The 19,376-nt window shown below is 70.3% G+C and carries 23 protein-coding genes; 17 read left to right on the top strand and 6 right to left on the bottom strand.

The features are described 5' to 3' along the window. Positions 1-25 precede the first annotated feature (25 nt). From ACIBQX_RS17720 to ACIBQX_RS17705, 4 genes are all read left to right on the top strand, one after another. The gene (locus ACIBQX_RS17720; protein WP_397005621.1) at positions 26-688 is read left to right on the top strand and encodes a hypothetical protein; all 663 of its coding nucleotides are present in this window, start codon (positions 26-28) and stop codon (positions 686-688) included. Then, positions 685-1,263 carry a TetR/AcrR family transcriptional regulator gene (locus ACIBQX_RS17715; protein ID WP_397005619.1) on the top strand — a complete coding sequence of 193 codons (579 nt, stop codon included), beginning with the start codon at positions 685-687 and terminating at the stop codon, positions 1,261-1,263. Before ACIBQX_RS17720 ends, ACIBQX_RS17715 begins: the two co-directional genes overlap by 4 nt. A 95-nt stretch (positions 1,264-1,358) precedes the next feature. Then, positions 1,359-2,246 carry an SDR family NAD(P)-dependent oxidoreductase gene (locus tag ACIBQX_RS17710; RefSeq protein WP_397005617.1) on the top strand — a complete coding sequence of 296 codons (888 nt, stop codon included), beginning with the start codon at positions 1,359-1,361 and terminating at the stop codon, positions 2,244-2,246. 89 nt (positions 2,247-2,335) lie between these two features. Beyond that, positions 2,336-3,433 (top strand): helix-turn-helix domain-containing protein, encoded by a 1,098-nt coding sequence (locus ACIBQX_RS17705; protein ID WP_397005615.1) that lies wholly within the window; start codon positions 2,336-2,338, stop codon positions 3,431-3,433. Between the two features lie 463 nt (positions 3,434-3,896). Here ACIBQX_RS17705 and ACIBQX_RS17700 read toward each other — a convergent pair whose 3' ends face one another. Further along, positions 3,897-4,931, bottom strand: coding sequence for an ion channel (locus tag ACIBQX_RS17700; RefSeq protein ID WP_397005613.1), 1,035 nt, complete (start codon positions 4,929-4,931; stop codon positions 3,897-3,899). 99 nt (positions 4,932-5,030) lie between these two features. Beyond that, entirely contained in the window at positions 5,031-6,011 is a 981-nt protein-coding gene (locus ACIBQX_RS17695; protein WP_397005611.1) for an NAD(P)-dependent alcohol dehydrogenase, read from the bottom strand. Between the two features lie 162 nt (positions 6,012-6,173). Here ACIBQX_RS17695 and ACIBQX_RS17690 point away from each other — a divergent pair, with 162 nt between their 5' ends. Next, positions 6,174-6,809, top strand: coding sequence for a DUF2306 domain-containing protein (locus ACIBQX_RS17690; protein WP_397005609.1), 636 nt, complete (start codon positions 6,174-6,176; stop codon positions 6,807-6,809). On the opposite strand, the gene ACIBQX_RS17685 is transcribed toward ACIBQX_RS17690, so the two are convergent. After that, positions 6,790-7,455, bottom strand: a complete 666-nt coding sequence (locus tag ACIBQX_RS17685; protein ID WP_397005607.1) for a response regulator — start codon at positions 7,453-7,455, stop codon at positions 6,790-6,792. The two genes, ACIBQX_RS17690 and ACIBQX_RS17685, sit on opposite strands and share 20 nt — an antisense overlap. Next, entirely contained in the window at positions 7,452-8,585 is a 1,134-nt protein-coding gene (locus ACIBQX_RS17680; protein ID WP_397005605.1) for a sensor histidine kinase, read from the bottom strand. The genes ACIBQX_RS17685 and ACIBQX_RS17680 overlap by 4 nt, the downstream gene beginning before the upstream one ends. 123 nt (positions 8,586-8,708) lie before the next feature. On the opposite strand from ACIBQX_RS17680, the gene ACIBQX_RS17675 reads away from it, so the two are divergent. The 4 genes from ACIBQX_RS17675 to ACIBQX_RS17660 all read left to right on the top strand — a co-directional run bounded on the left by ACIBQX_RS17675 (position 8,709) and on the right by ACIBQX_RS17660 (position 13,473). Further along, positions 8,709-9,926 carry a sensor histidine kinase gene (locus ACIBQX_RS17675; protein WP_397005603.1) on the top strand — a complete coding sequence of 406 codons (1,218 nt, stop codon included), beginning with the start codon at positions 8,709-8,711 and terminating at the stop codon, positions 9,924-9,926. Between the two features lie 15 nt (positions 9,927-9,941). Continuing rightward, positions 9,942-10,568 (top strand): response regulator, encoded by a 627-nt coding sequence (locus ACIBQX_RS17670; protein ID WP_397006790.1) that lies wholly within the window; start codon positions 9,942-9,944, stop codon positions 10,566-10,568. A gap of 81 nt (positions 10,569-10,649) precedes the next feature. Next, positions 10,650-12,176: a choice-of-anchor I family protein gene (locus ACIBQX_RS17665; RefSeq protein ID WP_397005601.1), complete on the top strand. Its 1,527-nt coding sequence runs from the start codon at positions 10,650-10,652 to the stop codon at positions 12,174-12,176. 142 nt (positions 12,177-12,318) lie between these two features. Then, positions 12,319-13,473 carry a serine hydrolase domain-containing protein gene (locus ACIBQX_RS17660; protein WP_397005599.1) on the top strand — a complete coding sequence of 385 codons (1,155 nt, stop codon included), beginning with the start codon at positions 12,319-12,321 and terminating at the stop codon, positions 13,471-13,473. Between the two features lie 30 nt (positions 13,474-13,503). On the opposite strand, the gene ACIBQX_RS17655 is transcribed toward ACIBQX_RS17660, so the two are convergent. After that, positions 13,504-14,157: a TetR/AcrR family transcriptional regulator gene (locus tag ACIBQX_RS17655; RefSeq protein WP_397005597.1), complete on the bottom strand. Its 654-nt coding sequence runs from the start codon at positions 14,155-14,157 to the stop codon at positions 13,504-13,506. Positions 14,158-14,261: 104 nt separating this feature from the next. On the opposite strand from ACIBQX_RS17655, the gene ACIBQX_RS17650 reads away from it, so the two are divergent. Together ACIBQX_RS17650 and ACIBQX_RS17645 are read left to right on the top strand one after the other, a co-directional pair. After that, positions 14,262-14,450 (top strand): hypothetical protein, encoded by a 189-nt coding sequence (locus ACIBQX_RS17650; RefSeq protein ID WP_397005595.1) that lies wholly within the window; start codon positions 14,262-14,264, stop codon positions 14,448-14,450. A gap of 21 nt (positions 14,451-14,471) precedes the next feature. Continuing rightward, complete coding sequence (locus ACIBQX_RS17645; RefSeq protein ID WP_397005593.1) at positions 14,472-14,867, top strand: VOC family protein; 396 nt, start codon at positions 14,472-14,474, stop codon at positions 14,865-14,867. Positions 14,868-14,875: 8 nt separating this feature from the next. On the opposite strand, the gene ACIBQX_RS17640 is transcribed toward ACIBQX_RS17645, so the two are convergent. Further along, complete coding sequence (locus ACIBQX_RS17640; protein ID WP_397005591.1) at positions 14,876-15,727, bottom strand: DUF72 domain-containing protein; 852 nt, start codon at positions 15,725-15,727, stop codon at positions 14,876-14,878. Between the two features lie 102 nt (positions 15,728-15,829). Between ACIBQX_RS17640 and ACIBQX_RS17635 the strand changes: the two genes are divergently transcribed. The 6 genes from ACIBQX_RS17635 (at position 15,830) to ACIBQX_RS17610 (ending at position 19,371) form a co-directional block, all read left to right on the top strand. Beyond that, positions 15,830-16,984, top strand: coding sequence for an alpha/beta hydrolase family protein (locus ACIBQX_RS17635; protein WP_397005589.1), 1,155 nt, complete (start codon positions 15,830-15,832; stop codon positions 16,982-16,984). Positions 16,985-17,003: 19 nt separating this feature from the next. Further along, positions 17,004-17,129: a hypothetical protein gene (locus tag ACIBQX_RS17630; RefSeq protein WP_397005587.1), complete on the top strand. Its 126-nt coding sequence runs from the start codon at positions 17,004-17,006 to the stop codon at positions 17,127-17,129. 42 nt (positions 17,130-17,171) lie between these two features. Next, a complete protein-coding gene (locus ACIBQX_RS17625; RefSeq protein ID WP_397005585.1) occupies positions 17,172-17,528 on the top strand; it encodes an MmcQ/YjbR family DNA-binding protein in 357 nt (118 codons plus the stop codon). Further along, the gene (locus tag ACIBQX_RS17620) at positions 17,528-18,016 is read left to right on the top strand and encodes a GNAT family N-acetyltransferase (RefSeq protein ID WP_397005583.1); all 489 of its coding nucleotides are present in this window, start codon (positions 17,528-17,530) and stop codon (positions 18,014-18,016) included. The genes ACIBQX_RS17625 and ACIBQX_RS17620 overlap by 1 nt, the downstream gene beginning before the upstream one ends. Positions 18,017-18,084: 68 nt before the next feature. Next, positions 18,085-18,462 carry a hypothetical protein gene (locus ACIBQX_RS17615; RefSeq protein ID WP_397005581.1) on the top strand — a complete coding sequence of 126 codons (378 nt, stop codon included), beginning with the start codon at positions 18,085-18,087 and terminating at the stop codon, positions 18,460-18,462. A gap of 18 nt (positions 18,463-18,480) precedes the next feature. Continuing rightward, positions 18,481-19,371: a DMT family transporter gene (locus tag ACIBQX_RS17610; RefSeq protein ID WP_397005579.1), complete on the top strand. Its 891-nt coding sequence runs from the start codon at positions 18,481-18,483 to the stop codon at positions 19,369-19,371. The last annotated feature ends 5 nt before the right edge of the window (positions 19,372-19,376 follow it).

Below are 19,376 nucleotides of genomic sequence, written 5' to 3'. Positions count from 1 at the left end.
GCGTCAGGGTTCTACCGTCACCGCCATGACCGATCCTCGTAGCCGGCTCATCGGCGTACTGTTGCTGACCTCGTTGGTAGCCATGATGACCGGTGCGGTCATCGTGGTGCCATCGGGGTTGACCCTGAATCCGTCCGACCCCGCCGCCACACTCGCCGCCGTGGGCGAGCAGGCCGGCCTGCATCTGACCGAGCTCGCCTTCGACGTGCTGGGCTGGCTGGCGCTGACCACCGCCGGGCTGGCCATGACCGCCCGCCCGGCCGGGCCGGTGGCGGGCGGTCCGGTGGCGGGTGGCCTGCTGGCCGCGGCGGGGCTGGCGGGCCTGCTGCACGACGCCGGGAACCTGGCGTTGACCCAGCTGGCCGCCGTCCCCGCTGCCGTCCCCGCCGCTGCCTCGGCGGCCCTGGCGGTCATGCTCACCGCCAAGTGGCTGGTCAACCTGGCGGGGCTGCTGTGGGTGGCCGCCACCGTCGCCGCCGCGTCCGGCGTTCCGATGCCTGCCCGCCTCCGTGTCGCGGGCCTGGTCGCGGCCCTTTCCGGGCTGGCCGCGGTCGCGCTCCCGTGGACGACCGGAACCGCCGGCCCGACGGTGGCGCTGGAGCAGCTCGGATACGTCCTCCACCTGCCGATCATGCTGTGGTACGGCGTTCTGGGCCTGCGGTTCCTGCGGCTTAGACTGGGCCGGTGACACCCGATCCCGAGCGAGGCGCGACGTTGCGCGCGGATGCCGCGCGTAACCGTGAGCGGGTGTTGCGGATCGCCCGCGAGCAGCTGGCCGCCGGTGACGACTCGCTCATGTTCAACTCCATCGCCCGGCTCGCCGGGGTGGGCGTCGGGACCGTGTACCGGCATTTCCCCACTCGGCAAGCGATGCTGGAAGCGCTGTTGGTGGAGCGCTTCCAGCACATGATCGGCGAAGTGCGGGCCGCGGCGGCCGAGGAGGACGCTGTTACGAGCCTGCATCGGCTGCTGCGGCTCACGCTCCAGCGCATGCTGAAGGATTCCGGGTTCGCCGCGGTGTTCGAATCCGACAGCGATGCCGACGGGCGGATGTCGGCGATGAAGGGCGAGCTGGAGCTCGCCCTCACGCACCTGCTCGACCGCGCTCGCGAGGCGGGGGCGGTTCGGCCTGGTCTCGGAGCCGACGATGTCCGCCGGCTGATCTGCGGCATCGGGCATGCGGTTCGCATCGGCGATGACCAGGCCAAGTACGCCGAGATCTACCTCGCCGTACTCCTTGAGGGCCTGCGCCCGCCGCGCTGACGTTCAACAACCGGATAGCCATCCGGTTATGCTACCGTGCCCACAGGCAACTGGATAGCTATCCGGTTATGGCTGACCGGGCGAAGGGCGGGGTCATGGACAAGCGGGCTGTGGTGACGGCGGGGACCGGGGGGATCGGCCTGGAGACCGCGATCGGGCTGGCGGCCCTCGGTTACGCGGTGACGGTGGTGGGCCGGAACGCCGAGCGTGGTGCGCGCGCGGTCGAGCGGATCGACGCGGTGGCGACGGGCCCGAAGCCGACGTTCATCGCGGCCGACCTGGCCTCGCTGGATGCCGTACGAGCTCTTGCCGCTCAGCTCACCGGGCCGTGGCACGTTGTGGTGAACAACGTCGGCGCGATGTTCAAGGAGCGACAGCGAACGGTGGACGGAATCGAGGCGTCGTTCGCCGTCAACCACCTCTCCCCGTACCTTCTGACCGAGCTCCTGCTGGACCGGCTCCGGGCAGGAGGGCCGAGCCGGATCGTCAACGTCACCTCAGGCTCCGTCGTGGCCGCCAAGCGCTCCTTCGACGCGGTGGAGCCACCGGGCGGCTACTACGCCTTCCACTGGTACGGCCGGGCGAAGCTCGCCAACCTCGCCTACACCCTGGACCTGGCCGAACGCCTGAGAGGCACCGGCATCGCCGTCTTCGCGGCCGACCCCGGCGGCGCAGCTACGGACATGACGGACGGCACCATGCAATCGCCCAAGATCGTCTCGCCCGGGTTGCGGTTGCTCTGGCCACTGGTCCGGCGGCGCTTCGACCGCGCCACCTCCGTCTCCCCGGCCGTGGCCGCCCGGCCCTCGCTCCTCGCGGCGGCCGACGCCTCACTGGACGGCCAGACCGGCCTGGTCATCGGCCCCCAGGCCCGTCCCGTCGCCCCCTTCCGCCCCGCCACCGACCCCCACCTGGCCCAGGCCGTCCTCCGCCTCAGCCGCGAGCTGGCCCCGCTCGCCCCTCCCGGCAAGGTGATGGCATGAAATCGCAGTAAAGCGCTCTCGAGATAACGATTGCCTGGGGCTGGCTGGAGGAGGTCGCGCTGTACGCATGCGTCGTGCGATATCGCACTATGAGGGATCCTGCAGAGTGGGCGGACATAGGCGAGCGTGTACGCGAATGTCGTCTAGCAGCTGACATGTCGCAGGAGCAGCTTGCGTCAGCCCTGAATCTCGATCGGACAATGATCGCCAAGATCGAGCGAGGGGTTCGTCGAGTCGATGCGCTCGAACTGGCCAAGCTGTCATCAGTGCTCGATGTTCCGCTACGTTACTTCCTCGATACGCCACCGCTGGTCGTGTCCCGCCGGACGGACCTGGCCGACGACACAGTCACGGATGCGACTCGACAGTCCTACCGGTTGGAAATCGCCCTGTCCACGTGGGTGGCCGACATTCGGCAGCTCATGGAGATCGGACAGTTCTCCCCACCTGCGATCGAGCGAGGTCCAGAAGCGATTCAGGATGCGCCGAGCGCCCGTCGTGCGGCCCTTTGGGTCAGAGATCGGCTCGGTCTGGGATTGGATCCCATCGATTCGCTCATGAGTGTGTGCGAACGATTGGGTCAGCTCGTTGCGGTGGTCGAGACGCCTGGCGAAGGCGCTTCATTGATGGAGGGCGACCTCGCTGTCGCGGTTGTCGGCAGGCAGGGTGATCCTGGTCGCCGCCGCGCGACTGCGGCTCATGAGTTGGGGCACCTGATCGTCGGGGACGAGCACTCCACTGATATAGGCGTGCATGCCTCTCGGGATGAAAGGGAGGCGACCATCGACGCCTTCGCGGTGGAGCTCCTTCTCCCCACCGAGGTGGTCCGGAATGCCGCTTCGCCGGGTGGGGCCGTAAGACGAGAGGACCTGGTGGCTCTGGCCGCACGTTTCAGAACGTCCTGGTCTCTGACCATGCGGCAAGCCGTCACAGCGGAAGTCATCGACAGGGGGATCGCTAAAGAAATGCGCCGGCGGAACCCGACCCGCGCGGAGTTGATGGAAGCGGTGGGATGGGCGCCGCAACCTGATCTGGAAACGGTTCGAGTCCCGCCGAGCTATGCGCATGCGGTGATGGAATCCTACAAGAAGGCATTTATCACCGGGTCGCGAGCCGTCGAGCTCATGCGTGGTCAGGTAGCGGCAGCAGATCTGCCCTTGCGCGACGATGCGGATCTTGAGCCTTGACCAGCGCTGGACAGGCCCCCGTCCTGGTATTCGACGCGATGTGCCTTAATCATTTCGCCCGTGCGGAGCGCCTTGACGTGCTGCGCGAGGAGATGCGCGAAGGGGTGCGGGCGTAACCGGTCCTTCAGGCCGTGCTGGACACGGATTGGCTGCACTTGGCAAGGCTGGACACTCTCGAAGAGATCAGATGCTTCACCAAGTGGGTGAGGCGTATCGGATCTTCGGAGCGTAATCTCGGGGAAGCCAGCGTGTTTTCGGCAGCTGAACTGTCTCGCGGGATCGCCATTATGCGTTTTCCGTGTTCGGCTCCACTTTCGGACTCTATGTCCGGCGGAATATCGGACCGTAATTGATGCGCACGGCGTGTCGATGCGCAGCGGGATCGAGCTGAGCATCGTCACCCTGGACGGCGCGGTCATCTGCTCCGCCGCCCAGTGGTCGGTCCCGTACTTATCCGCGCGGGTCAGCCGGCTTCGCGTACTGCCTTGGCGATCTCGTCGGGGGTGAGGCGGCGGGAGCCGACGTAATAGAGTACGGCTCCCGTCGGCAGCTCGGTCTGCCAGCTGGGATTGACCAGCAGCTTGTCACCGGTGCGCGCGGCGAGCATGGTGGCGCCGTACCTTCTGCCGAGCGTCATCTGGCAGCGGTCGACCCGCACCTGGCCCAGGGAGTCCGGCAAGCGCACCGAATAGGTGTCGGCGCCGTTGTGCGTCATCAGGTGGGTGTAGATCTCGGTGATGCCGGGGTCCTTCAGCTCCTCGGTGATCATGTGCGGGCTGTGCCACTGGACGCAGCGTACGGACTCGTTGACATAGCGCAGTTGGCGGATCTTGGCGATGTCGCGGAGCGCGACGACGAGATGGGCGCCGTCGGCGACGTGGTCGGCGGTGAGCGTGACCGTCAGGGCCTCGTTGTCGTCGCGGGCGTCGACCAGCACGCTGAACGCCCGCTGCACGCCGGCCCGGCGGAGGACGCCGTCGTCGGTCAGGTCGCCGCGTACGAAGGTGACATCGCGGTCGGGCATCGGGTGGGTCGGCACGTCGTCGAAGGCGCACAGGACGATGCCGGTCGAACCGTCGGCGATCAGTTCGTCCACCATCTGCTCGGTTCGTCCAGGCGTGTAGCCGAGCAGCACGATGTGGCCGGAGTTCTCCGCTGTGATGGCGCCCTGCATGCGTCGTCCCTTCGCTCGTTCCAGTGCTGTCGCCAGCCGGGCGAACACCGTGGTCAGCGTCGCGATGCCGCCGATGATGACGTAGGTGCCGACGGCGTGGCCCGCGGCCGTCTCCGGGTACAGGTCGCCGTATCCGACGGTGGCGGCGGTCACCACGAAATACCACCAGTAGTTGGCCGGCTCGACGATCGCGCTGTCGGCGGGCTCCGCGAGGGCCATCAGGGGCCAGCTGGTGAGGAACACCAGGCTGAAGACGAGAACCGGCGTCCACCACGTTCCCAGCGCCGCGATCCTGGTCAGCATGCGAGCCAGTAAGAGCAGCATGCTTCCTCCAGTTTCACCCGCTTCAGTGCGGCCACTCTAACCGGACGAATCCATCGAAGCAGCCCCTGATCGGGTCTATCCGGGCGGTGGCATGAGGGCTCAGATCGTGACGACGACCTTGCCTGAGGCGTGCCCTTCCTCCTGGTATCTGAGCGCTTCCGGGATCTCCTCGAAGGAGTAGGTGCGGTCGATGACCGGGGTGACCTTGCCGGTTTCGATGAGTTCGGTCAGTGTCATCAGGTTTCGCTTGTTCTCGGTGCAACCGATCACGTCGGCCATGGTCATCGTCTGCGAGACGAACGGCGACAGCATGACCGCGGCCATCGTGTGACCGGCGGGCTGGACCCAGCGTCCGGCTTTTCCGCCGATGACGACATAGGTGCCCTTACGGGTCAGAACCTGGCGGCAGGCGAGGGCCGAGTGGCTGCCGGCGATGTCCAGTACGAGGTCGTAGCGCTGCCCGAGCTGGGTGAAGTCCTGCTTGGTGTAGTCGATGACCTCGTCCGCGCCGATCGAGCGGACCAGGCCGACGTTGCGGCTGCCGCAGACGCCGGTGACCGTGGCGCCGAACGCCTTGGCGAGTTGCACGGCGAACGTGCCCACGCCCCCCGAAGCGCCGTCGACGAGCACCCGCGTGCCTGGCTGGACCCGGTCCTTCAGGGCCACGAGGGCGGTGTTGGCCGCCACCGGCACGGCCGCTGCCTGCTCGAACGTCAGGTTCGTGGGTTTCGGGGCCAGTTCGGCGGCCTTGACGCAGGCGTACTGGGCGAAGCCGTTCCCCTTGGACATCGCGTACACCTCGTCGCCGGGACCGAACTCGGTCACGTCTGCGCCGACCGCCTCGACCTGGCCGGCGAGGTCGCCGCCCAGGATGTCGATCTTCGGCCTGCGCGGACCGAGAGGGCCGCCCATCAGCCGCGCGATGTACGGCTGGCCTCTCATGAGATGCCAGTCGAACGGCTGGACGGAGGTGGCACGTACCCGGACCAGTACCTCGTCGGGGGCGGGGACGGGCCGGTCGAGGTCGGTGAGCTTCAGGACGTCGGGTGAGCCGTACGAGCGCAGGACGAACGCCTTCATGGCATGCTCCTCAGGGCGAGATGGGAACTATGCGATCAGCGTAAAAGTCCTGGAAAAAGGGGTCATCAGCCGAAAGTACGCCTGATTGGCGGACGATCGACCAGCTCAGCGGGGACCGTTCCGCTGATGGAAACCATCCCTCCAGTCGTCACGCTCAGGGGCATGACAGACAAGATGGCGACGGAACGCCGCAAGACGCAGTGGCGGGTGCCCGCCGCGCTGATCGGGCTCGCCTTCGTGCCCGTGCTCGCCGGCGGCATCCGCCTGACCGAGCTGACCGGCGGCGCGGAGATCACGCCGGACAACGCCCGGTTCTTCGCGGCGCCCGTGCCGGTGGTGCTGCACATCATCACCGTGACCGTCTACAGCGTCCTGGGGGCGTTCCAGTTCGTGCCCAGGCTGCGCCGGAAGCGGGGCTGGCATCGCGTCGCCGGGCGGGTGCTGGTCCCCTGCGGGCTCATCGCGGCGCTGACCGGGCTGTGGATGAGCGTGTTCTACGCCCTGCCGGCGATGGACGGCCCGCTCGTGGCCGCCTCCCGGCTCGTGTTCGGCACGGCCATGGTGGTCGCCATCGTGCTCGGCTTCGCCGCGATCCGGCGGCGGGACTTCGCCCGGCACCGCGCCTGGATGATCCGCGGTTACGCGATCGGCATGGGCGCGGGCACCCAGGCCTTCACCCATGTGCCCCTGTTCGCGCTGGACGGCACACCTGGCGAGCTGCCCAGAGCGGTGGCCATGGCCGCCGGCTGGGTGATCAACCTCGCCGTGGCCGAATGGATCATTCGTAGGAGTTCTTGACCCGGTTGGTCTCGTACGCCCACATGGCGATCTCGACGCGGTTGCGGGCGCCGAGCTTGGCCATCAGGCTGGCGATGTGGGACTTGACCGTGCTGAGCGAGATGTGCAGCTCGTCGGCGATCTCGCTGTTGGTGCGCCCGCGCGCCACGGTCACCAGGATCTGCTCCTCGCGGTCGGTGAGCGCCTCGATGGGCCGCGCGGGCGGTGACGCGGGGCCGGTGCGGGCGAAGGCCCCGAGCAGGCGAGCGGTGATGCTCGGGGCGATGAGCGCGTCGCCGTTGGCGGCGGCGTGGACCGCCTCGGACAGTTGCCGGGCGCCGGCGTTCTTGAGCAGGAAGCCCCGGGCGCCGGCCCGCAGCGCGGCGTAGACGTACTCGTCGAGGTCGAACGTGGTGATGACGACGACGGCGAGCGGGTCCGCGACGCCCGGCCCGGCGAGGGAACGAGTGGCGGTGATGCCGTCGAGACCGGGCATCCGGATGTCGAACAGGCACACGTCCGGGCGCAGCCGCCGCGCCAGCTCGACGGCCCGCCGACCGTCGGCCGCCTCGCCGACGACCTCGATGTCCGGCTGGGCGTCCAGGATCATCGCCAGTCCGGTGCGGACGATCTCCTGGTCGTCGGCGACGAGCACCCGGACGCTCACGTCGCCGCCCCCGCGCGGGGCAGCACGGCGGTCACGGTCCAGCCGCGGTTGGGGCCGGGACCGGCCACGCAGGTGCCGCCGAGCAGGTCGGCGCGTTCGATCATGCCGATGAGGCCGTAACCGGGCGGCTGGCGGACGAGAATGCTCTCGCCGTCGTCGCTCACCCGCAGGTGCACCGAGGTGTCGTCGGCGGCGACGCGGACCTCGATGCGGGTGGCGTGCCGCGCGTGCCGCCGGGCGTTGGTGATCGACTCCTGGGCGAGGCGGTAGATCGCGGCCCCGACCGACGGCGGGAGGTCGCCGAGGTCGCCGGCGATCTCCACATGGACGGCCGGGCCGGACGGGCCGTGGCTCGCGAGCTGTTCGAGGTCGGTGATGCCGCGGCCGGGCTCCAGATCCGCCGGCTGGTCCTGGCGCAGGACGCGGACCATGGCGCGCATCTCGTCCAGGGCGCGGGCCGCCTCCGCCTCGATCACGTGCAGCGCGTCGGTCGCGGCGTCCGGCCGCGTGGCCGAGGTCGCTAAGCCCGCCTGGGCCCTGATCGCCATGGCCGAGATGTGGTGGGCGACGGTGTCGTGCAGGTCGCGGGCCAGTTGCTCGCGTTCGAGCAGCTTGACCTGATCGAGCTCGCGCAACCGCGCCCTGGCCCGGAACCGCAGGGCCACCCCCAGGGCGATGGCCGCGGACATGACGGCGAACGCGCCGATCAGGTCGGGGGCGGCGAGCCGCCTGAAGAGGATGGACAGGAGGACCGAGCCGAGCGCGATCGCCAGCCCGATCACCGCCTCACGCCCGGCCCCCCACCGGAACAGCGCGTACACGAAGATCAACATGTACGCCATCGTGTACGTCTCGCCGGAGGCACCGGCGGTGAGCAGCGTGGCCAGGTTGCCGGCGGTGAAAATGATCACAATCACCAGCAGTGGCCTGGTGCGGCGCCAGAGCAACAGGGGCGCCAGCCCGATGGTGACCGTCACCGAGACGGCCCGCCACGGAAGATCCGGCCGCAGGGCTCCTTCGAGCGCCGCCAGCGCAACGATCACCCCGACAAGCACCCAGTCGCGCCACACCCGCGCGGGCGGGTCGGGGGGACGGGGCTCGTTCCACACGGAGCGGATGAGCCTGTGCACCCCCTCATCGTACGAGAGCCCGCCCGCACTCCGAAGCCCGCGACGCAAGCCGTGGAGCGGCGTGCTCGTCCCGGTTAGGCTGGGTGTCATGGTCGCTGGTGGCACCATGGCCGGGGTTCGCCGATGGTGAGCGGCGACGTCCCGCGCTGGGATCGCGCCCGGCCCGCCGTCCCCTACCTTTTCTTCCTGCTGCCCGCCGGCTTCGCCCTGCTCCGGGAGTGGCGGCTGGAGCTGCTGGTCCTGGCGGTGCTCGCCGTGGCCTGGCACTGGTTCATGGTGGGCCGGCGGCCCGGCTGGGGCGAGCGGCCGTGGGCGCCGGCCGGCTACTTCGTGGTGCTGCTCGTCCTCGTCGGGGCGCTGGTCAGGATCGACGGGGTGTTCTCGGTGGCCGGGGTGGGGGCGTTCATCCAGGCTTTCACCGTGTTGCCCGGTCGGTGGGCGTACGCGGGGGTGGCGGCGACGGCAGCGGTGCTCGTGGTGGTGCCCGAGGGGCGGTCGCCCGAGCAGATGGTCTTCTCGTTCCTCGTCGCGACCCTGGTCGCCGCCACGGCCGGACTCTCGATCCGTGCCATCTCCCAGCAGAACGACCAGCGCAAGGTGCTGATCGAGCAGCTCAGGCGGACCGGCGCCGAGCTGTCCGCGCTCGCGGCGGCGAACGCGGACCTGCAGGCCCAGCTGCTGACCCGGGCCCGCGAGGCCGGCGTGCTGGGGGAGCGGCAGCGGATGGCGAGGGAGATCCACGACACCGTCGCGCAGGGGCTGACCGGCATCATCACCCAGCTCGAAGCCATCGACGGCGCGGTCGACGACCCCGTGCTCGGCTCGCGGCTGGCCGCGATGCGCGCGCTGGCCGGGGACAGCCTGAACGAGGCCCGCCGATCGATGCAGGCGTTACGCCCGGCTCCGCTGGAGGAGGCGCAGCTGCCCGCCGCCCTGGCCGGCGTCGCGGCGACATGGTCGCGGGCCACCGGCACGCCCGCCGGCTTCTCCGTGACCGGTGACCCCCGGCCGCTGCACCTGGCGGTGGAGAGCACGCTGCTGCGCACGGCGCAGGAGGCGCTGGCCAACGTCGCCAAGCACGCCGGCGCCTCCCGCGTCGGCCTCACGTTGTCGTACATGGAGGATGTCGTGGTTCTTGACGTACGCGATGACGGCTCCGGGTTCGTCCCCGAGGAGACCGGGCCCTCCGACGCCGGTGGCTTCGGGCTCGTCGCGATGCGCCAGCGCGTCACCCGGCTGGCCGGCGACCTGGTGATCGAGGCCGCGCCGGGTCAGGGCACCGCGATCTCCGCCAGCATTCCGGCCATCCCGGCCGATCCGTCCTCCACCGAGACGGGGTGAGCCGTGCCCATTCGCATGATCATTGTCGACGACCACCCCGTGGTACGCGACGGGCTGCGCGGGATCTTCACCGGCGACGACGCCTTCGAGGTCGTCGGCGAGGCGGCCGACGGGCCGGAGGCGCTGGTCGTGGCTCTGCGGACCGCGCCCGACGTGGTGCTCATGGACCTCCGGATGCCGAAGATGAGCGGCGCGGAGGTCATCCGCCGGCTCCGCGAGCAGACGCCCGGCATCCACATCCTGGTGCTGACCACGTTCGACGACGACGCCGACGTGCTGCCCGCGATCGACCAGGGCGCCACCGGCTACCTCCTCAAGGACACCCCGCGCGCCGACCTGCGCCGCGCCGTGCAGGCGGCCGCCCGTGGCGAGACGGTGCTGTCCCCGTCCGTGACCGGCGTGCTGACGCAGCGGTCGCGGGAGCCCGAACGGCGGACGCTGAGCCGCCGGGAGCTCGAAGTCCTCGCGCTCATCGCCCGGGGCGCGACCAACCGTGAGGTGGCCGCGAAGCTGTTCATCACCGAGGCGACGGTGAAGACGCACCTGCTGCACCTGTTCGGCAAACTCGGCGTGAAGGACCGGGCGGCCGCGGTCGCGGCGGCGTACGACACCGGTTTGCTCAAGCCGGGCGCGGATAGTTGATCCCGGCCTGAGATCGATGGTTCATTTCGTGCTCATTCGCGAGACATGGGAAGGTCACGGGCCTTCGTGACACTGCGCCTCATGCGCACGACGACCTTCGCCCGCCTCACCACCGCCGGCCTGGTGCTTTCCGCACTCTTCACGGCCACCCCCGCCGCCGGTTCGGCCGAGACCGGGGGGATCGAGCTGTCCTTCCTCGGCCGATACTCCGCCGGCTCCGTCGGCACCAGCGCCGCCGAGATCCCGGCCTACGATCCCGCCACCCGCCGGGTGTTCGTCGTCAACGCGCAGGCGGGCACGGTCGACGTCCTCGACCTGCGCGACCCGCGCCGGCCGCGCAAGGTCACCACCCTGGCCACGCCGGGCGCCAACAGCGTCGCCGTGCACGGCCGGATGCTCGCCGTCGCGCAGCAGGCCGAGGCCAAGACCGAGCCCGGCAGCGTCGCCTTCTTCGACACGCGCACCGGCAGGAAGCTCCGCCAGGTCACGGTGGGCGCGCTGCCCGACATGCTGACCTTCACCCCGGACGGCAGGCAGGTCGTCGTCGCCAACGAGGGTGAGCCCACCTCCTACTGCGATGACCAGGTGAACGACCCCGAGGGCTCGGTCAGCATCGTCGACGTACGGCGCGGCACCGTACGGACCGCCGACTTCCGGGCGTGGAACGGCCGGGAGGACGAGCTCCGCGCCAAGGGCGTGCGGATCAGCGGCCCGAAGGCGAGCGCGGCCCAGGACCTGGAGCCGGAGTACGTCACCGTCGAGGGCGACACGGCGTGGGTGACCCTCCAGGAGAACAACGCGCTGGCGGTCGTCGACCTGCGCAGGGGGACGGTCCGCGACCTCGCGCCGCTCGGGCTGAAGGACCACGCGGCCGCCGGGAACGGGCTGGACGCCTCCGACAAGGACGACAAGATCGACATCCGGCCCCACCCGGTCAAGGGCATGTACCTGCCGGACGCGATCGCCGACTTCCGCTCCCGTGGCCGGACCTACCTGGTGACCGCCAACGAGGGGGACACGCGCGACTGGGACTGCTACACCGACGAGGTGCGGGTCAAGGACCTGAAGCTGTCCTCCTCCGCCTTCCCGGACGCGGCCGAGCTCCAGAAGGACACCGAGCTGGGCCGGCTCACCGTCGCGGCCGACTCGCCCAAGGACGCGGACGGCGCGCACACCGCGCTGCACGTCTTCGGCACCCGCTCGCTGTCGATCCGGTCGGCCTCCGGCGAGCTGGTCTGGGACTCCGGTGACGAGCTGGAGCGGCTGATCGCCCGCGAGCTGCCCGAGCACTTCAACACCGACAACGAGGAGGACGACTTCGACTCCCGCAGCGACAACAAGGGGCCGGAACCCGAAGGCGTCACCGTCGGCACGATCAAGGGCCGCACCTACGCCTTCGTGGGCCTGGAGCGCGTCGGCGGCATCGTCGCCTACGACGTGACCGACCCGCGCCGGCCCCGCCTGGCCGACTACGTCAACACCCGGGACGGCGACCTCGGCCCCGAGGGGCTGGCCTTCGTCCCCGCGCACGACAGCCCGACCAGGCGCCCGCTGCTCATCGTCGGCAACGAGGTGAGCGGCACCACCAGCACGTACGAGATCCGCTGACGCCGAACCCGACCACGTGAGGTAGGGCCAGCGGTACCCCTGCTGTTCAGGCTGCGGGATCGATCACGGCCGGGGCCGGACGCGATGCTTATCAGCGTCAGAGCAACGCACCGGTAAAGACCCCAGTCAGGAAGTGGTCCCCATGTCCAAGCTCGTCGAAGCCCCCGCCCGAACCCTCAGGCGTGGCGTCCTGGCCGCCGCCGCGGTCGCCGCGATGACCGGCCTGGTCATGGCGGGTCTGCCGGCCACGGCGGCCACCGACCCGGTGCAGACGAGCCTGGACCAGCTGGTCGGCAAGCACAGGTTCCCCGGCGTCATGGCCTCGGTGCGTGACGCCGACGGGAACGTCACCGACTACGTGGCCGGTGTCGCCAAGCTGAAGACGAAGAAGGACGTGCCGGTCGACGGCTACGGCCGCATCGGCAGCGCCAGCAAGATGTTCACCGCGGTGGTGCTGCTCCAGCTCGCCGGGGAGGGCAAGCTGAAGCTGGACGCGCCGATCGAGAAGTACCTGCCCGAGCTGGTGCGCGGCAAGGGCATCGACGGTCGTGAGATCACCACCCGCCAGCTGCTGCAGCACACCTCCGGCCTGCCGAACTACACCGACCTCATCCCGGACTACGTGAAGATCCGGCACACCACCTTCGAGCCGCGCGAGCTGGTCGACCTGGCCCTGGCGAAGAAGGCGTCCTTCGCGCCCGGCAAGAAGTGGGCGTACAGCAACACCGGCTACATCCTGGCCGGGATGGTCGCGGAGAAGGTCACCGGGCGGTCGATCGCCGAGCTGGTCGAGAAGCGGGTCATCGACAAGCTGGGCCTGAAGGAGACCTACTGGCCCGGCAAGGGCGTCGAGACCCTGCGCGACCCCCACCCCCGCGGCTACCTCGCCGTCACGCCGAAGAAGCCGCTGCTGGACTACACCAAGATGGACCCGTCCTGGGGCGGCGCGGCCGGACAGCTCATCGCCACCCCCAGTGACGTCAACCGCTTCCTCGTCGCCTTGCAGGATGGCCGGCTGCTCAAGCCGAAGCAGTTCAAGGAGATGACCACGACGGTCAAGACCACCTTCCCGCCCAGGTGGAACTGGCGGTACGGGCTGGGCGTGATCAAGATGAAGCTCAGCTGCGGCGTCACCGCGATCGGCCACGGCGGCGACATCCACGGCTACGAGACCCGCGACGCCGTCACCTCCGACGGCCGCGCCGCCACGGTCATCGTGACCTCCCTGCCGCAGAGCGAGGCCGCCGGCGACGCGGTGATCGCCGCGGTGGACCGCGCCCTGTGCGCCGGCAGGTAGTGCCACCTCCTCCGGGGAGAGCTGGGCCGTTCAGGCGGTGGCGTAGTGGGCGAGGGCGGGTTCGAGCAGGTCGAAGGCCTGGGTGGCCTCGCCGGCGATGACGCGGGCGATCTCGTCGTTGGACCGGCCCGCCAGGGTGAGGTCCTGGATGCGCTGGAACAGCACGCGGTGGACGGTGCCCAGCAGTCCGGCGGCGATGTGGACGGTGATGTCATCGGGTGCGGTGCCGGTGGCGGCGGCCAGGGCCTGGGCGAGGCGGTGCTCGCGCTGGTCGTGCAGGCCGCGCAGGCAGGCGGTCAGGGTGGGGCTGTCGGCGATCATGCGGGCGAACTCCGGGCCGGAGAACCCGGCGACCGGGTCCTGGGCGGCCACGGATTCCTGGAAGGCCCGGTGCAGGGCGGCCAGGGCCGACTCGCCGGGGCGGCGGGCGGCGACGGTGTCGGCCAGGGCGGCGGTGAACTCCTCCTGGTGGTCCAGGGCCAGGTCTTCCTTGCGGGCGAAGTAGTTGGTGACGGTCTTCTTGGCGATGCGCGCGGCGGCGGCGATCTCGGCGATGGTGGTCCGCTCGAAGCCCTGGGCGATGAACAGCCGGGTGGCGTGGTCGGAGATGAGCTGCCGGGTCTCCTGTTTCTTGGATTCGCGCAGGCCGGGGGGCTGCGCGGGCGGTGTCGTGTCGGTAGCCATGAGGCAATCTTACCCTCATCCTATTTTTATGTTGACACTCTTGCGCCACTGGGCTAAGTTTACGTCCGTAGCAAGTTTACGACCGCAGGAAGAAAGAAGAGCGTATGTCTGAACTCCACCGCGTCTCGGTCTTCGTCCCCACGATCGATTTCGGCGGGACCCTGGCCGGGCGGGACGGCCGCGACCTCGCGCCGCGCCGTGCCCCCGACCTCCGCCACCTGGCCGCCGACCGCCCCGTGCGCCGGCCCGAGCCTCGCGTCGTCCGCAACATCCCCCGCCGCCGCAGCTACTGACCCGCTAGTTTGGAGCCCTTCTTGCAGATCACCGCGTCCACCGTCTCGCTCACCGTCGACGACGTCACCGCTTCCCAGGCGTTCCTCACCACCCACCTGGACTACACCGTCCAGGCCGCGGCCGACGGCTTCGCCTCCCTCACCCGCGCCGACGCGGTGGACATCGTCCTGCTCGCCCGCGGCATCGAGGTCCTGCCACCCGACCAGCGCGACCAGCACGCCACCGGCCTGATCCTGGCCTTCACCCTCGCCGACGGCCTCCAGGACCAGGAGAAGCGGCTACGCGAGGCCGGAGTCGAGATCACCATGCCGCTGCGCGAGGAGCCCTGGGGCGAGCGCCTGTTCCAGATCACCGACCCCAACGGCGTGATCATCCAGTTCGTCGAGTGGGCCACTCCTGCCCACACCGAGTCGTGATCGGTACTTCAGAAGAGGGTGAGGGGCTCGATGGGCTGGGGTTCAGGTAGCGGGTCGAGCTCGGGGAGGCGGGAGCGGACGTCGTCGTGGAACCGGCGGGCGAGCGTCAGGGCGTCGGCGTTGTCCGGGGTGTGGATGAAGACGGTGGGGGAGCGGCCTTCGCGGAGCCAGCCGGTGACCGTGTCGAGCCAGGGCCGCCAGCCCTCGATGGTGCGGGTGGTCGCGTCCCGGCCCAGGTAGCGGACGATCGGGCGGTCGGTGAGGGCCGAGGAGCGACGGGCGACGCGAGGCTTCTTCGTCCACGCGTCCCGCTCGGCGTCGCTGGTCGGCGGGCTCTGGAAGAAGGCCGTGGTGTCGAACGGGATCCACTCGGCGTCGGCGCCGGCCAGGACTCCTTCGAGTAACCGGGCTGAGCGCGGGTCGTCGAAGAAGGCGCGGTGGCGGACCTCGACGGCGCATCTGTAGGCGCCGGGCAGCCGGCGGAGGAAGCCGGCCAGGGTGCCGAGATCTGTCGGGGCGAAGGAGCCGGGCAGCTGGATCCAGAGGGCGTGGGCGCGGGGGCCGAGTGGCTCGATCGCCTCCAGGAAGGCCCGGAGTGGCTCGTCGACGCCGGTGAGGCGGCGGTCGTGGGTGATGGGTTTGGGCAGCTTGACCACGAAGCGGAAGTCGGGGGAGGTCTGCGCCGCCCAGGTCTCCACCGTGCTCCTCGCCGGGGTGGCGTAGAAGGTGGTGTTGCCTTCGACCGCGTTGCACCAGGTCGCATAGGACCGCAGGCGCTCGCCGGGCGGGAGCGGGTGAGGCAGGAAGCGGCCCTGCCATGACGCGTGAGTCCACATCGCGCATCCCACGTGAAGCCGCATGGTCCCGACGCTACCGGAGGACGGTCAGTCCTCGTCCGTGGGCAGCGCGAACAGACGGATGTGGACGGGTCCCCCGCAGACGCGCGGCCCGCACGTCCGGGCATGGTCCTCGTGCACGGCGCCGGCACCGGCACCCCCAGGACCAAGCTGATGGCCGAGGCCGTCGAGTTCGCCCGCAGGGGCATGTCCGTCCTGGTCCACGACAAGCGATCCGAGGGCTACTCGCTCTTCCAGCGCTCGTACGCGCAACTCGCCGACGACGCGCTCGGCGCCGTGGCCACGCTCCGCCGGCAGCAGGGCGTCGACCCGGCCAAGGTCGGCATCTGGGGACTGAGCGAAGGCGGCTGGGTGGCCCCGATCGCGGCCTCCCGCACCGCCGACATCGCCTTCGTGGTCCTCGTCGGCGCCAACAGCCTGCCACCGCTGCGGCAGCAGGTCTGGGCGGTGGCGGCCGGCCTGCGTAAGGCGGGGGTGTCAGGCTCGGTCGTGGACCGGGCCGAGCACAACTTCTACCGGATGATCGCCGACGGCGGCATGTTCCCCGAGCCCTACTATGACCCCGAGCCGGCCCTGACCGCCCTTCGTCAGCCGCTGCTCGGCATCTGGGGAACCCACGACCTGCTGACCCCGCCCCGGGAGAGCCCGCCGCTGTTCGCCAAGGCCCTGGACAAGGGCGGCAACCAGCACTACACCTTCCGCTTCTTCGCGGACGCGGACCACGCCGCCCACCGGACCCCCGACGGGGGCGTCACCCGGCTGCCGGAGCTCGCCCCCGGCCGGCGGCAAGCTGGCCTATCCCGGTCCGATGCTGCTGGACCGGCCGCTGATCTGGCTGGCCCTGCAGGGGCTGGCGGTGGCCGCCGTGGTCGCCGCCGTGCTCACCGGGCGGGCCTGGCGGCGCGCGTCGCCGCCGGCAGGAGAGAGAGTACGGCTCGGCGTCCTGCTCGCGAGCGGGGCGGTGTTCGTACCGTGGGCCCTTTACTGGGGGTTGCTGTTGCCGTGAGAGCGGTCGAACCAGCGGCCGGCGCTCGGCAGGAGCAGCAGGATGATGACGATCGACGGCAGGGACAGGACAGCCCGCATGAACGTCCGGGCGGTGAGCCCCGGGTCCGTCGCCTCGACGATCAGCTCCGTGGTGATCACGAACACTTCGAACCCCACGACCGCCCAGCGGACCCGATGCCTCCGGCCGCCCAGGTGCCGCATCAGCCAGCCCTGCGCCGCCAGGGTCGCGGCCAGGAGCAGCACGAGCGCTAAGGCCGGAAGGCTGCCCGACATGATCACGCCGGACAACGCGAACGTGAGCCCCACCAGGGCGAAGACGAACTGGAGCGCCATCACGAACGTGACCGCGCGCACCAGGACGGGCACCCGCGCGACCCTTTCGGCCACCATGCGTTGATCATAGGCGCGAAATGTCAGGAGGGTTTGGTACACAGAGGGCATGGGAGTGAGCGTCGAAGAGTTCCTTGAGCTGCTGGACAGTCTGCCCGAGGTGCAGGTGAGCGACGGCGGGAGCTGGGTCGGGCTCAAGGTGCGCGACAAGGGCTTCGGCTACCTGTGGGAGGAGACCGAGACCGTCGGGCTCAAGGCGACCATCGAGGAGCAGCTGGCGCTGGTGGCCGAGCGGCCCGAGGTGTTCGAGATCCAGTTCACCGCCGGCCGGTTCGGCTGGGTGGTCGTCCATCTCGATCGGATCGAGATGGACGAGCTGTTCGAGCTGACGGCGGAGGCATGGTGCCTGACCGCCCCCAAGCCCCTTGTCGCCGCATTCGAGGAGGCCCATAAAATCGGTCAGTAATGAGATATGTACGACTACGTGCGTGGCGTGACGAGGACGCCCCCGTGGTGTTGCGGGCCTTCAGCTCGCCCGACATGAGCAGGCAGGCCGCCTGGCCGATCGTCACGCTGAAGGACGCGGTCGGCTGGATCGCCAGCTGGGCGGAGGTGGGCCACGCGTTCGCCGTCGTCACCCTCGACGACCAGGTCGTCGGCAATGTCGCGGTGACCGATATCGACGCGCACGAGAACGGCTGGGTCTCCTACTGGACGGTGCCCGAGGCCCGGGGGCGCGGCATCGCCGTGGCGGCGACCGAGGAGCTGGTCCGGTGGGCCTTCGGCGAGCGCGGCCTCTACCGGCTGGAGCTGGGCCACCGCGTCGACAACGCGGCCTCGTGCCGGGTGGCCACCAAGGCGGGCTTCCGGCCGGAGGGCGTCGAGCGGGGCAGGCTGCACTACGACGGCGTCCGCTACGACGTCGAGCGCCACGCCCGCCTGGCCACCGACTGACCCGCTGATCCGGTTTTTCCAGGATGCTCGCCTGGCGACCGGCTGGTCCGCTGATCTAACCTTTGCGGGTGGACGGCGAGAGCGCGGCCGCGGCCGCGCTGCTGGCGGCGCTGAGCCGGGCGACGGGGATTCTCGCCGAGTTACGCCATCCCTTCGCGCGCAGCCGGCCCTTCTCCTACTTCTTCCCTCCCGCCGGGGCGCGCACCGGCACCGCGTTCGTGCTGCCGGACGGCCGGGAGCTGAGCTTCGAGGTCTCCATCGCCGTCTCCGGCGACGCCTTCCACGTCGACGGGTCGGTCACGGTGGAGGGTGAGGTGCTGCTGGATCTGCCCCGCCGTCGCACGTCCGGCGTCCACGAAGGGGTGGCGATCCTGGAGGAGTACGCGGCCGAGGTGGCTCAGCCCGCCGGTCGGCTGCTGGACCAACTACTGGACGAAATTGTCTAGTTGTCAGACAATGGAGGAATGAAGAACGGACCTCTCGCCGTCGTGGCCGCCGCCGTCCTGTGGGGCACGGCCGGCACCGCCGGGCTGCTCGTCTCCGCCGACTCCGTCGCGCTGGCGGCGGCCAGGCTCGTCATCGGCGGGGCCGCGCTGGCGCTGTTCGCGGGCGCGGGGATCGGCCGGGTGCTCCGCCCCGGCCTGGTGCTCGCCTCGGTCGCGGTCGCGGCGTACCAGCTGTGCTTCTTCGCCGCCGTGGCCCGCACCGGCGTGGCCATCGGCACCGTCGTCGCGATCGGCAGCGGCCCGGTTTTCACCGGGCTGCTCTCCTGGTTGATGCACCGGCAGCGGCCGAGCGCCCGGTGGGCGCTGGCGACCTCGGCGGCCGTGGCGGGCTGCGCGGCGCTGATCGCCGGCGGCGGCGCTCAGGCGGGCGGGCAAGTGGTGTCCGGGGTGCTGTTCGCTCTGCTCGGCGGGCTGCTCTACGCCTTCTACGCGGTCAGTGCCGCGCGTGCGATCTCGGGTGGCGCGCCGTCCGGCGCGGTGATGGGCGTGCTGTTCGGCGGGGCCGCCGTCATCATGCTGCCGGTCCTGCTCTGGCAGGGAGTGGGCTGGCTCGGCGAGCCGCGCGGCCTGCTCGCCGCCCTCTACCTCGGCTTCGCCGCCACCGCCCTGTCTTATGTCCTGTACGGCAGGGGTCTGCGGTCCACGCCGGTGGCCACGGCCGCGACGCTGGCGCTGGCCGAGCCGGCGGTGGCCGCGCTCCTCGGCCTGGTGGTGCTCGGCGAGCGGCTGGCCCCCGTCTCGATCGCGGGCCTGGCCCTGCTGGCCGTGAGCCTGGTGGTCGTGGCGCTGCCGGAGCGCGGAGCCGGGCGGGCCGCCGTAGAACAAGTGGCATCGGCCGCGGGACGTTAGAGTCG

Origin of the sequence: Nonomuraea sp. NPDC049714 (assembly GCF_044465295.1) — a bacterium.
GTDB lineage: Bacteria > Actinomycetota > Actinomycetes > Streptosporangiales > Streptosporangiaceae > Nonomuraea.
Note: the sequence above shows the minus strand (reverse complement) of the source record. Positions and strands in the feature narration are given on the sequence as shown.